The sequence below is a fragment of the Pseudomonas sp. F007 genome (assembly GCF_057814275.1).
Genome location: NZ_JBVATA010000005.1, coordinates 516,197 through 528,430 on the forward strand (window position 1 = coordinate 516,197; position 12,234 = coordinate 528,430).

The 12,234-nt window shown below is 62.9% G+C and carries 12 protein-coding genes; 5 read left to right on the forward strand and 7 right to left on the reverse strand.

Annotated features, from left to right (window positions below; all coding sequences use genetic code 11):
• The first annotated feature begins 37 nt into the window (after positions 1 to 37).
• Positions 38 to 1,171: a branched-chain amino acid ABC transporter substrate-binding protein gene (locus tag ACZYR5_RS15250; protein WP_489090788.1), complete on the forward strand. Its 1,134-nt coding sequence runs from the start codon at positions 38 to 40 to the stop codon at positions 1,169 to 1,171.
• A gap of 295 nt (positions 1,172 to 1,466) precedes the next feature.
• On the opposite strand, the gene ACZYR5_RS15255 is transcribed toward ACZYR5_RS15250, so the two are convergent.
• From ACZYR5_RS15255 to ACZYR5_RS15280, 6 genes are all read right to left on the reverse strand, one after another.
• Positions 1,467 to 2,483, reverse strand: a complete 1,017-nt coding sequence (locus ACZYR5_RS15255; RefSeq protein ID WP_489090789.1) for a M14 family metallopeptidase — start codon at positions 2,481 to 2,483, stop codon at positions 1,467 to 1,469.
• A gap of 30 nt (positions 2,484 to 2,513) precedes the next feature.
• Positions 2,514 to 3,488 (reverse strand): DMT family transporter, encoded by a 975-nt coding sequence (locus tag ACZYR5_RS15260; RefSeq protein WP_489090790.1) that lies wholly within the window; start codon positions 3,486 to 3,488, stop codon positions 2,514 to 2,516.
• Complete coding sequence (locus tag ACZYR5_RS15265; RefSeq protein ID WP_489090791.1) at positions 3,488 to 4,186, reverse strand: ABC transporter permease; 699 nt, start codon at positions 4,184 to 4,186, stop codon at positions 3,488 to 3,490. Before ACZYR5_RS15265 ends, ACZYR5_RS15260 begins: the two co-directional genes overlap by 1 nt.
• A 5-nt stretch (positions 4,187 to 4,191) precedes the next feature.
• On the reverse strand, positions 4,192 to 4,905 hold the full coding sequence (locus ACZYR5_RS15270; protein WP_027618118.1) for an ABC transporter permease: 714 nt from the start codon (positions 4,903 to 4,905) through the stop codon (positions 4,192 to 4,194).
• A 163-nt stretch (positions 4,906 to 5,068) separates the two neighbouring features.
• A complete protein-coding gene (locus tag ACZYR5_RS15275) occupies positions 5,069 to 5,851 on the reverse strand; it encodes a transporter substrate-binding domain-containing protein (RefSeq protein ID WP_489090792.1) in 783 nt (260 codons plus the stop codon).
• A gap of 27 nt (positions 5,852 to 5,878) precedes the next feature.
• Positions 5,879 to 7,342 carry an aminotransferase class I/II-fold pyridoxal phosphate-dependent enzyme gene (locus tag ACZYR5_RS15280; RefSeq protein ID WP_489090793.1) on the reverse strand — a complete coding sequence of 488 codons (1,464 nt, stop codon included), beginning with the start codon at positions 7,340 to 7,342 and terminating at the stop codon, positions 5,879 to 5,881.
• Between the two features lie 317 nt (positions 7,343 to 7,659).
• On the opposite strand from ACZYR5_RS15280, the gene ocd reads away from it, so the two are divergent.
• A complete protein-coding gene (ocd, locus tag ACZYR5_RS15285) occupies positions 7,660 to 8,706 on the forward strand; it encodes an ornithine cyclodeaminase (protein ID WP_489090794.1) in 1,047 nt (348 codons plus the stop codon).
• A 30-nt stretch (positions 8,707 to 8,736) separates the two neighbouring features.
• Here ocd and ACZYR5_RS15290 read toward each other — a convergent pair whose 3' ends face one another.
• The gene (locus tag ACZYR5_RS15290) at positions 8,737 to 9,735 is read right to left on the reverse strand and encodes a bile acid:sodium symporter family protein (protein WP_489090795.1); all 999 of its coding nucleotides are present in this window, start codon (positions 9,733 to 9,735) and stop codon (positions 8,737 to 8,739) included.
• Positions 9,736 to 9,819: 84 nt separating this feature from the next.
• Here ACZYR5_RS15290 and ACZYR5_RS15295 point away from each other — a divergent pair, with 84 nt between their 5' ends.
• The 3 genes from ACZYR5_RS15295 to ACZYR5_RS15305 all read left to right on the forward strand — a co-directional run bounded on the left by ACZYR5_RS15295 (position 9,820) and on the right by ACZYR5_RS15305 (position 11,819).
• Positions 9,820 to 10,608: an AraC family transcriptional regulator gene (locus ACZYR5_RS15295; RefSeq protein WP_489090796.1), complete on the forward strand. Its 789-nt coding sequence runs from the start codon at positions 9,820 to 9,822 to the stop codon at positions 10,606 to 10,608.
• Positions 10,609 to 10,743: 135 nt separating this feature from the next.
• The gene (locus tag ACZYR5_RS15300) at positions 10,744 to 11,349 is read left to right on the forward strand and encodes an SCO family protein (RefSeq protein ID WP_027618112.1); all 606 of its coding nucleotides are present in this window, start codon (positions 10,744 to 10,746) and stop codon (positions 11,347 to 11,349) included.
• Positions 11,349 to 11,819, forward strand: a complete 471-nt coding sequence (locus tag ACZYR5_RS15305; protein WP_489090797.1) for a copper chaperone PCu(A)C — start codon at positions 11,349 to 11,351, stop codon at positions 11,817 to 11,819. Before ACZYR5_RS15300 ends, ACZYR5_RS15305 begins: the two co-directional genes overlap by 1 nt.
• Positions 11,820 to 12,234: the final 415 nt, after the last annotated feature.

Genomic DNA, 12,234 nt, shown 5'->3' on the forward strand with positions numbered 1-12,234 from the left:
CACCTTCATGAGTCATAACCCACAGGAGTGGAACCCCATGAGTCGCATCAACAACAAGACCAGCCAACTGCTCGGTGCCATGATCCTGGCCGGCCTGTCCTGCCATGCGCTGGCTGCCGACACCATCAGGATCGGCATCGCCGGCCCGAAAACCGGGCCGGTGGCACAGTACGGCGACATGCAGTTCAGCGGCGCACGCATGGCCATCGAGCAGATCAACGCCAAGGGCGGTGTCGACGGCAAGCAACTGCAGGCGGTGGAATACGACGACGCCTGCGACCCCAAGCAGGCGGTGGCAGTGGCCAACAAAGTGGTCAACGACGGGATCAAATACGTGGTCGGGCACCTGTGCTCCAGCTCGACCCAGCCGGCCTCAGACATCTACGAAGACGAGGGCATCGTGATGATCACCCCGGCCGCCACCAGCCCGGAACTGACCGCGCGCGGCTACAAGATGATCTTTCGCACCATCGGCCTGGACAACGCCCAGGGCCCGGCAGCGGCACGCTATATCGTCGGCCTGAAACCGGCGAATGTCGCGGTGCTGCACGACAAGCAGCAGTACGGCGAAGGCATCGCCAGCTCGGTGCGCGAGATCCTCGGCAAAGAGGGCATCCCGGTGGCGATGTTCGAAGGCATCAACGTCGGCGAGCGCGACTACTCGTCGATCCTGACCAAACTCAAGCAGGCCAATGTCGACTTCGTCTACTTCGGCGGCTACCACCCGGAAATGGGTCTGCTGTTGCGCCAGGCCAGGGAAAAGGGCCTGACCGCGCGCTTCATGGGGCCTGAAGGCGTGGGCAACGATTCGATTTCACAGATCGCCAAGGATGCCGCCGAAGGCATGCTGGTGACCTTGCCCAAGTCGTTCGACCAGGATCCGGGCAACCAGGCGCTCGTGGCCGCCTTCACCGCCAAACAGGAAAACCCCAGCGGTCCGTTTGTCCTGCCGACCTATGCGGCGGTGGACGTGATTGCCGGAGCGATCGTCGCGGCCAAAAGTGAAGACCCGGAGAAAGTCGCCGAAGCAATCCATGCGGGCACCTTCAAGACCCCCACCGGCGACCTGAGCTTCGACGAAAAAGGCGACCTCAAGGACTTCAAGTTCGTGGTCTACGAGTGGCACTACGGCAAGCCGAAGACCGAAGCCGAGCAAAGCGCCGGGCTGTGACGGGTTAGCCATACCGCATCAATTTCATCGCCATCGGGCTGGCTCCCACAGGGTTCTGCAACCTTCACAGGATTTGTGATCGACATAAACCCACTGTAGGAGCAGCCCGGGCGGCGTTCCGCTGCTCGCGATGGGGCCATTGAAATCACCGCCGAACAGGCGGCCGCCTTCGCCGGCAAGCCGGCTCCTACAGGGTTTTGTGCACATCCGAGAGATTTGTGCCTGGCACAAAACCTGTAGGAGCTGGCTTGCCAGCGATGAATCCACCGTTGTACACCAGAGACACCACCCGCCACTAATTCGGATCCAGCAACCCTCCCCGCCAGTTACGCGAGACCCGGCTGCCGGTGAATTTCGCCACTGCCATGCCCTGGGCGATCAACCGATCGCGGTAACGGGTGACCATGCGCCCGGCCTGCTCGGCATACAGCACCACTTCCGATGACGGATCACCGGGGCGCTGCAGGATGCGCGCAAAGCGTTGCCCCTCTTCGACAAAATCCCCAAACTCCTTTTCAAACACCAACACCCCGGGCTGCGGCGCAAGGATGGTTTCCATCTGGCCCATCTCCAGCGCCTGCACCGGCCAGTGCGCGACACCCTGCGGCTCATCGATCACCCCGCAAGCGCAGAGCCAGGCGTACAGGCCGTTGGCGTCCTGCTCGGCATAGCGGTCACTGACATCGCCCTGGCCGCGCAGCTCCAGGGTGGCCGCCATCTGCCGCGAATTGACCCCGGCACGCAGCCAGGGTGCAATCACGGTTTCCTCGAAGGAGCCGTCGCCGCCCTCATCCCAGATAACCGCCACGTCCATCTGCATCGCCGCGGCCAACTCACGGCCACGGGGCCAGAAGCTGCGGTGCACGTAGAGATAGGGCAAGGCTTCGTCATCGGTGTGCAGGTCGAGCACGATGTCGGCGCTGGCAGCCAATTGCACCAGGCTTTTCTGCCAGAGCTGGACCACACTGCCAGGCGCCTCGGACGCCGCCGACTGATCGAAGCCGCGGTTGAAGTTGTGCCCGGTGGCGTCATGAAAGCGGCCGAGGATCCGTCCCTGGCGAAACTGCCCGATGCCCAGGGGATTGGCCTGGGGCACCAGGGTAACCGAACCCTTGAGCCGCCCCGCATCCTGTGCCTGTTGCAACTTGGGCAGCAGCAGATGCAAGACCAGCATCCCGGCGATTTCATCGGCATGCACTCCGGCCTGCAAGTGGACGGTCGGCCCCTCGCCACTGCCGTCCAAGCGCCAGGCGCCAACCCGCAGTGGGTCGCCATTGTTGTTGCGCACATCGAAGGAAATATCCCGCGCCATCCGCCCGCCTCCCCATTCAAGTTGTCGTTATCAGCCCCGCGAACGTGGCTCCACGGCCTCGGCATCCACGTTCCCATCATCACTTTGCGGTGGATACAGCGGCTGCGACACCGAGCACTCGGCGCCCACCACATCCTGCTCGGCGTGACGACCGAAGATCATCGCCAGGGTGCCGCTGACCGCAATCAGCCCGGCGCCGATGATCAGCGAAGTGTCCATCAGCGTGCCCCAGACCAGGCTCGATAGCGCGAATGCCCAGATCAATCCGGTGTACTCGAAGGGCGCCAGCAGGGTCGCGGTGGCCCGCTGGAAACTGGCGAACAGCAGGAACTGGCCGATCCCGCCCACCAGCCCGGCGGCGAGCATGCCCAGCCACGCAGAAGTCGGCGCCGGGGTGTGGGTCCAGGGCAGCGCCAGCAGCATGCACAACACAAACACCACGTTGGTGATCAGCATCTGTTCCAATACCGAAGTCTGTTCATCGACCTGGCGCAACTGGATATAGGTAAACGCCCAGCACATCGCCGCCAACAGGGTCAGGACGATGGGCAGCGGGTTGGTGATATCCGTAGGACGGCAGGCGATGATGACCCCGACAAAGCCGATGATCAGGCTGAACCATTGCCAGCCGCTGGCGCGCTCCTTGAGGATCACCGCCGCGAGCACCGTGACCATGATCGGTGCCGAGAAATACAGGGTGGTCATCTCCGCCAGGGTCAGGTCGCGGGCGGCGGTGTAGTACAGCAGCCAGGCAACAATCGACAGTAGCCCGCGTACCACCAGCAAGCGCCGGCTCGGCGAGCGCCAGGCCCGCCGAACCAACTGACTGCGCCCCACCAGCAGACAGGCGACAACCACCACCAGGCTGCGCCAGAACAGAATGCTGACCACCGAATAGTCGGCGACCAGCCACTTGATCGCGGCATCCTGCAGGGCCAGAAACGCGTAGCCCAGGGTGCACAGGCCAATGCCTTGCAGCGAGCGGTCGACCCGCGACGCGCGCATCAGACGGACCTGCGCACAGGCGTACCACGGCGCTCGGCAAAGGCGAACAAGCCTTCGATGAGGAACGTCAGGCAGACATAAACGCCAGCCACCAGCAGCAAGGGCTCATAGACTTGCAGGGTCTGCGCACGCACTACGTTGGCCGCGCCGAGCAGGTCGATCACGGCGATGGTCGAGGCCAGCGCGGTGGACTTGAGCAGCATCACGCTTTCCCCGGCCAGGGTCGGCAGCAGCAGGCGCATCGCCCGTGGCAGGCGTACCCGCAGCAAGGATTGGCGCGCGGTCATGCCGAAGGCCGAAGCGGCTTCCATCTCGCCCTTGGGCACGGCCAACAGACCACCACGTATGACCTCGCCGACGTAGGCTCCGACCGACAGCACCAGGGCGAACACGATGTACCAGTAGCCGTCGCGCAAATATGGCCAGAGGAAGCTGCCGCGAATCAGCGGGAACTGGGCGAACAGGCTGCCCAGGCCGTAATAGAAGATGTAGATCTGGATCAGCAACGGCGTGCCCCGCCACAGGCTGGTGTAGAACAGGCTGACCTTGGCGATCACGCGGTTTTTCGAGATCCGCGCCAGGGCCACCAGCACCGCCAGGACAAAGCCGATCACGCTGGAAATCAACAACAGGCTGACGGTGGTTTGCAGGCCTCGGCCCAACAAGGCCGCGTATTCGACTATCCATGCTGGAATCATTGCGTTCACTCAGCCAAAGGCATCCAGCGACGAATGCGTCGCTCAAGCCGTCCCGACAGGTAGTTGGACAGCAGCGTCACCGCGTAATACAGCGCGGCGGCCGTGAGGTAGAACAGCAGGTAATGCCGGGTCGAACCCGCGCCCTGCTTGGCGGTGTACAGCAACTCGTTGGTGCCGACCACGCTGATCAGCGCGCTGTCCTTGATCAGGTTGATCCACAGGTTGGCCATGCCGGCCAGCGCGTACGGCGCCATGATCGGCAGGGTTACGCGGCGGAACAAGGCAAAGCCGTGGAGACCGAAGGCTTTGCCCGCCTCGATCTGGCCAAAGGGAATGGCCTGGATCGCTGCGCGAAAAATCTCCGAGGCGTAGGCGCCCTGAACCAGACCCAATACCAGGATGGCCGCCAGCGGACCGCTGAGGTCCAGCGGCGGCTGGCCCAGATGGGCGAGCAGCGCATTGAGCAACATCGAGCCAACGTAGTACAGCAACAGGATCAGCAGCAGTTCCGGCACCGCGCGAAACAGCGTGGTGTAGGTGCGCATCAGCGCCGCAATCGGCTTCGGCGCACCGAGCTTGAGACAGGCCACAACGAGGCCAATCAACATCCCGACCACAAAGGCCCCGGCCGATATCTGCAGGGTCATCCACAACCCCCGCAACAACGCCCCGCCCCAGCCCTGATCGCCGAAGCCGATCAATTCGAACATTGCCGGCATCACCGACTCCCTCTCAGCACAGCCCAATCATTGTGTGTTTTTGTAGGAGCGAGCTTGCTCGCGAAGGACGCCAGGACACCGCGAAAAACCAGACAGAGCGCGTTATCGTTGGCGTTTTTCGCGAGCAGGCTCGCTCCTACAGACACTCAAACCGAGTCACACTTCAAAACGCCGGCTTCACATTGATCCCGAAATACCGCTGCGACAGATCGTCATAATCCTTGCTCGCCAGCAGGGTCTCGATCGCCTGGTCAAGCTGCGCCTTGAGTGCGGTGTCGTCCTTGCGCAGGCCCGCGCCGACGCCTTTGCCGAAGATCGGGTCATAGGGCACGGTGCTGAGGAACGCGAGGTTCTGCGCATCCGGGGTCTTGACGAACTCGGTCATCGCCGTGCCGTCGGCCATCATCAGGTCGATGCGCCCGGCGATCAGGTCGGCGTTGGCCGAGTCCTGGGTGTCGTAGTACTTCACGTCGGCGATTTTTTCGTAATAGGCCTTCAGGTAGCTGGCACTGACGGTGGAGTTCTGCACGCCGATGACCTTGCCCTTGAGGTCATCCGGGTACTTGCTCACGGTCGTCCCCTTGGGCCCGACCACGGCAATCGCCGAGTCGTAATAGGCCTTGCTGAAAGCGATCTGCTTTTCACGCTCGGCGGTCACCGACATCGAGGAGAAAATCACGTCGATCTTCTTCGCCAGCAGCGACGGAATGATCCCGTCCCAGGCCACTTCCTTGATCTCGCACTCGGCCTTCATCTGCGTGCAGAGCTTGTGGATCAGGTCCACCTCGAAGCCCTTCCACTCACCGTTGGCCTGCTTCTCGGTGTACGGCGGATAAGGTTCGGCGGCCACCGCGAATCTGATCGGCTGCGCTTGCGCCGCGCTCATGCCGGCCAGCAATACGCAGGCCACGCCTGTCATCCAGTTTGCCAAACGTCGATTTCCCATGATGTTGCCCCGTGTTTTTATTGTTGGTCAGCGAGTCTGATGAGCATTGACGAACTGTCGGCAACGCTCACTGCGTGGGTGTACGAACACTTCGTCCGGCGAACCGGTTTCCTCGATCAGCCCCTGGTGCAGGAACGCGACCTTGGAGGAGACATCGCGGGCAAAGGCCATTTCGTGGGTCACCAGGATCATGGTCCGGCCTTCTTCAGCGAGCGAGCGGATCACCCGCAGCACTTCTCCGACCAGTTCCGGGTCGAGTGCCGAGGTGGGTTCATCAAACAGCATGACTTTGGGCCGCATGGCCAGGGCCCGGGCGATGGCCACCCGTTGCTGTTGGCCCCCGGACAGAAACGCCGGGTATTCGTTGCGCTTGGCTGCCAGGCCGACACGCTCGAGCAGCGCCTCGGCACGCTCGGTGGCCTCGGCCCGGCTTTCGCGCAGGACCTGGGTCGGCGCTTCGATGAGGTTTTCCAGCACCGTGCGATGGGGCCAGAGGTTGAAGTTCTGGAACACCATGCCCAGGCTGGACCTTATGCGCACCAGCTGCTTGATGTCGGACACCAGCGGCGCGCCGGGGCGTGAATGGTTGAGACGGATGCTCTCGCCGTCCACCAGGATCCGTCCCTGGTCGGGCACTTCGAGCATGTTGATGCAGCGCAATAGGGTGCTTTTGCCCGAGCCGCTGGCGCCGATCAGCGAAATCACCTCGCCTTCGCGGGCGGTCAGCGAGACGCCCTTGAGCACCTCGATATTGCCGAATTTCTTGTGCAGACCTTCGACTTCGATCATGGTCCGGGTCGGCGCGGGCGGTTCGACGCTGATCCGAGGCGTGACTGGTTTCGGCGGCTCACAGCCCCGCACAACCGGCAGTTCGTGCCCCAGGCTCAGCAACACCTGTTCGGCATGGGCCAGCAGCGCCGGATCGGCGGCCAACCAGCCCAAGCGTCCACCGTTCAGACCCTGGCTGCCGATCACCACGCAGCGCTCGGCCATGCCCGGTAGCGCGGCCAAACTCGGTTGCTCATGGTCAAAAACAGGGCCTACATCACCGACGTCGAGCACCACCCACAGGTCATGGGCGATGGCCAGGTCGGCGATGATTTGCAGCGTTTCAGGGCTGAGCAAAAGGCCGCTGCTGGCGTGCGGATTGCCCAGGACAATCGCCCGGCTGCGCGGGGAAATGGCCTTGGCCAACAGCGTGGCGTCGAACGTTGAAAATGCCTCGGCGCTACACGGCACCCGCACCAGCGTCGCGCCGCTGGCCTGGAGAACGGCCTGATGTTGCAGGGGCATGGGATCGAGGGCCAGCACTTCGTCGCCGGTCGTCAGCAGGCATAGCGCGGTGGCGAGCAATGCGTTTTGTGGCCCTGCCACGTGCAGCACATTGTCGCCCCGAGATTGACCGCTAGCGGTTTCGCACGCCGCAGGATGGGGTTCCCGGGCAGCCGCGCCCTGACCACGGATTCGCTCAACGAAGGGTGAAAACCGCATGCCAGTGCCTCGTTCAAGAAGAAGAAACGCAAGCCCGCAACCAGCCGGGAAGAAGGTCGGAACAACATAATTGAGACTGAACAGTCGTTCAATAGAAAAGTGTGAGCCTTGCGCGTTTAGGGTAAACAGGTCGTTTTTACGACAGTCATGACGCTTTCGAATGACCTCAGCCGAATCGGCTGTCGCGCCTTCGATTTCGACTGCTGCGGCTGCGCAGGGGCCGCGCAATGGCCGAGATGGACGGCGGTAAACGCCGACAATAGAGCCATCAACGCACCTTGCGCCCTACCCTCAACTGCCAATAAAAAGGTACGCCCATGACCCGTTATGTTGATGTCCAAGACCTGAGCCGCCTGGTCCGGGAAAAAACCCTGGCCACCTGCCTGAGCGAAATGGCCGAGTACATTCGCCAGGACTACCTGCGCTGGGAAGACTTCGAGAAATGCGCGCGCCTGGCCAACCATTCGCCGGACGGCGTGATCGAATTGATGCCGGTTTCGGACGCAGCGCTGTACGCCTTCAAGTACGTCAACGGCCATCCGAAGAACACGCACCGCGGCATGCTCACCGTCATGGCGTTCGGCGCCCTGGGTGACGTCGACACCGGCAAGCCGGTGCTGCTCAGCGAGATGACCCTGACCACGGCAATCCGCACTGCGGCGACTTCGGCCCTTGCCGCACGCTACCTGGCGCGCCCCGACAGCCGACGCATGGCGTTGATCGGCAACGGCTCGCAGAGCGAATTTCAGGCGCTGGCCTTCCATACCCTGCTGGGCATCACTGAGCTGAGTCTGTATGACATCGACCCGGCGGCAAGCGCCAAACTGGCCGCCAACCTCAAAGCCTTCCCGGCCCTCAAGGTGAGCATTGCCACCAGCGTCGCCGATGCGGTGCGCGGCGCCGATATCGTCACCACGGTGACCGCCGACAAGACCTACGCCACCATCCTCACCCCGGACATGATCGAACCAGGCATGCATCTGAACGCCGTGGGCGGCGACTGCCCGGGCAAGACCGAGCTGCATCGCGAGATCGTCGAACGTGCGCGGGTGATCGTCGAGTACGAACCGCAAAGCCGCGTCGAAGGGGAAATCCAGCACATGCCGGCCGATTCGCCGGTGACCGAGTTCTGGCAGGTGGTCAACGGCCAGGTGCAGGGCCGCCAGAGTCCCGAGCAAGTGACGCTGTTCGACTCGGTGGGGTTTGCCCTCGAAGACTACTCGGCCCTTCGTTATGTGCTGGACGTGGCCAAGGCCCTGGACATCGGCAGCGAGATCGAGCTGGTGCCGGAGTTACAGGACCCGAAAAACCTCTTCGCCCTGCTGCAACCGCCTGCCGCTGGCGCGCAATTGCGCCGGGCCTGATCAGCCTGCGCCCCACCCGGGGCGCAACGGTTATGGATCGACCTGGCCCATCAGCTCGCTGACCGACTCCGGACGCTTGGCGTAACGCTGGGCCAGCACCGCACACACCATCAGCTGAATCTGGTGGAACAGCATCAGCGGCAGGATCAGCACGCCGATGGTGCTGCCGGCGAACAAAACCTGAGCCATTGGCACACCGGTGGCCAGGCTCTTCTTCGAACCGCAGAACAGTATGGTGATGCGGTCTTCCTGGTTGAAGCCAAAGGCCTTGCCCAGCAGGGTCGCGGCCACCAGCACCAGCGCCAGGACGATGCAGCAGACCACTACCAACCCCAGCAGATCGAGCACGGGGATCTTGTGCCAGATGCCTTCGATCACCGCCTCGCTGAACGCGCCGTAGACCACCAGCAGAATCGAACCCTGATCGACAAAACGCAGCCAGTTCTTGTTACGGCCCACCCAGGCGCCGATCCAGCGTCGGGCAATCTGCCCGGCAATGAACGGCAGCAGCAGTTGCACGCTGATTTTCAGGATCGCATCAAGGGTCGAACCGCCGTCGCCGTGCACGTCCAGCAGCAAGGTCACCAGCAGTGGCGTGAGGAAGATGCCGAACAGGCTGGAGGCCGCCGCACTGCAGATCGCCGCCGGAATATTGCCCCGAGCCAATGACGTGAAGGCAATCGCCGATTGCACCGTCGCCGGCAGCGCGCACAGGTAGAGCATGCCCATGTACAGGTCATTGCCGATCAGCGGCGAGAGCAATGGCTTGAGGGCCAGGCCGAGCAGCGGAAACAGCACGAAGGTCAGGCCGAACACCAACAGGTGCAGGCGCCAGTGGCCGGCACCGGCGATGATCGATTCGCGGGACAATTTGGCGCCGTGGAGGAAAAACAGCAGGGCGATGGCGATGTTGGTGAGCCAGCCAAAGCCGACGGCGACCTGGCCGCTGGCGGGCAGGAAGCTGGCGAGGAGCACCACGCCGACCAGGGTCAGGGTGAAGTTGTCGGGGAGGAAACGGGGACGGGTCATGGGGATTTATCCGGGGGTTGCCAAGTACATGGAGTTGACTCTAACGTGCCTGTCGATGACCGACTAACGCCAAAGAGCCAGCAGATGCCGCCTAAAGGACAAGAAAAAAGCTACCGCCGCAGCGTGCCGGGTCTGCCAAGCCTGCCGCGACCGGTCTACGGGCGCACTGAATCGCTGCCCAATCGGGCCTTGACCCGCCGTCACAGCCATCCCTGGGTACAGCTGTCCTATGCCATTCAGGGCGTGCTGGAGGTGCAGACCAGCGTCGGCCGCTTCGTCGCCCCGCCCCAGCGCGCAGTGTGGATTCCTGCCGGCGTGCCGCACCGGGTGTTCAGCTCGGCGCGCACCGAAATGCGCAGCCTGTATCTGGATTGCAGCGTCACCGCCTGGGCGCCCCCGCGTTGCCACGTGCTGGGGGTCAGCGACCTGTTACGCGAACTGATCCGCAGCTTCAGCCAGTTACCGGTGGAGTATGAGCAGGACGGTGCCCACGGCCGGCTGGTCCAGGTGCTGCTCGATCAACTGGCCGAGGCGCCGCCCATCGACCTGATGCTGCCGCTGCCCCAGGACAGTCGCCTGCGGCAGATTTATCAAAGCCTGCAGGCGCACCCGGAGCAACAGACCACGCTGGCGCAGTGGAGCGAAAAATTCGCCGTCGCCGAGAAAACCCTCAGCCGCCTGTTTGTGCGCGACACCGGCCTGACTTTCCGCGCCTGGCGCCAGCGTTTGCGCCTGTTGGGCGCGCTGACCCCACTGGAACAGGGCGAACGCGTCACCGATGTGGCCCTGGCCTGCGGCTACGACTCGACTTCGGCCTTTATCGCCGCCTTTCGCCAGCAATTGGGCGCCACGCCCGGGGAGTTTTTTCCCTGAGCCCAAACGCCTCCCTGCGACCAATTGTCCAGTGTGCGGCACTGCGTCGCGGCATTTTGTTAGGATGCTCGCATTTTTTACGCTGACTACCTGCCAGGTCGTGTCGCCTGCCAGGCTGCCAAAGGGCGCTAACGCATGAGTGTTTTGTTGAATCGCCGCCAGGTGATTGCGGGAATGGGGTTGTTGAGTCTGGGCCTGCTGACCGGCTGCGACAGTCGCGGCGAGCTGTCCTACAAGTACGGCAAGGACCTGAGCGACAAGATCCTCGGGCGCACCTTCAAGTTGAAGAACACCGACGGCGAAGTGCAAACCCTGTCGAGCTTTCGCGGGATGATGCCGATGGTGTTCTTCGGCTTCACCCAATGCCCGGCGATCTGCCCGACCACACTTGCCCGTGCGGCGAAGATCAAGAAACTGATGGGCCGCGATGGCGACCGCCTGCAAGTGATCTTCATCACCCTCGACCCGGAACGCGATACGCCGCAAGTGCTCGACGCCTACGTCAAGGCCTTCGACCCGTCGTTTGTCGCGCTCTACGGCACCCTCGAAGAAACCGCGGCCACGGCCAAGGAATTCGACGTGTTCTACGAGAAGGTCCCCAGCGGCTCGACCTACACCCTGTCCCATACCGCCACCAGCTTTGTTTTCGACTCCCGGGGCACCTTGCGCCTGGGCCTGTCGCAGTCGCTTTCGGCCCAAGAGTGCACGGAAGACCTGCTCACCGTCATGGAGGTCTGCTAATGACCGCAACGCTCGCCAAATCCCGTTTCAGCCCACTCCTGCTGGGCGCCGCCCTGCTCGGCCTGGCCTTCCAGGTGTCGGCCCAGACCCAGGTCGATGACGCCTGGGTCCGCGCCACCGTCGCCGGCCAGCAGGCCACAGGCGCCTTCATGACCCTCACCGCCAGCACTGACAGCAAGCTGATCGAAGTGCAATCGCCAGCGGCCAAGCTGGTCCAGGTGCACCAGATGAGCATGCACAACGACGTGATGAGCATGAAGGAAGTCAAGTCGGTCGACCTGCCGGCCGGCAAGCCAGTGAGCCTCGATCCCCATGGTTACCACGTGATGCTGATGGACCTGGTGGCGCAAGTGAAGGAAGGCGACAAAGTGCCGCTGACCCTGATCATCGAGAACGCCAAGGGCGAGAAAGAGTCGGTCCAGGTGGAAGCGCCGGTGCGGGCGCTGACCAAGGCTGACCATAAGATGTAAGCACTCTGGAAAAACTGAGGTCGATCTCTCGATCGGCAGTCACCTCACCGTAGGAGCCAGCTTGCTGGCGAAGGCGCTGGCACAGCCGACATCATCGGTGGCTGACACTCCCTCTTCGCTGGCAAGCCAGCTCCTACAGGGGATTGAGGTCGATCTCTCGATCGGCGGTCGCCTCACTGTAGGAGCCAGCTTGCTGGCGAAGGCGCTGGCACAGCCGACATCATCGGTGGCTGACACTCCCTCTTCGCTGGCAAGCCAGCTCCTACAGAGGATTGAGGTCGATCTCTAGATCGGCAGTCACCTCACCGTAGGAGCCAGCTTGCTGGCGAAGGCGCTGGCACAGCCGACATCATCGTTGGCTGACACTCCCTCTTCGCTGGCAAGCCAGCTCCTACAGAGGATTGAGGTCGATCTC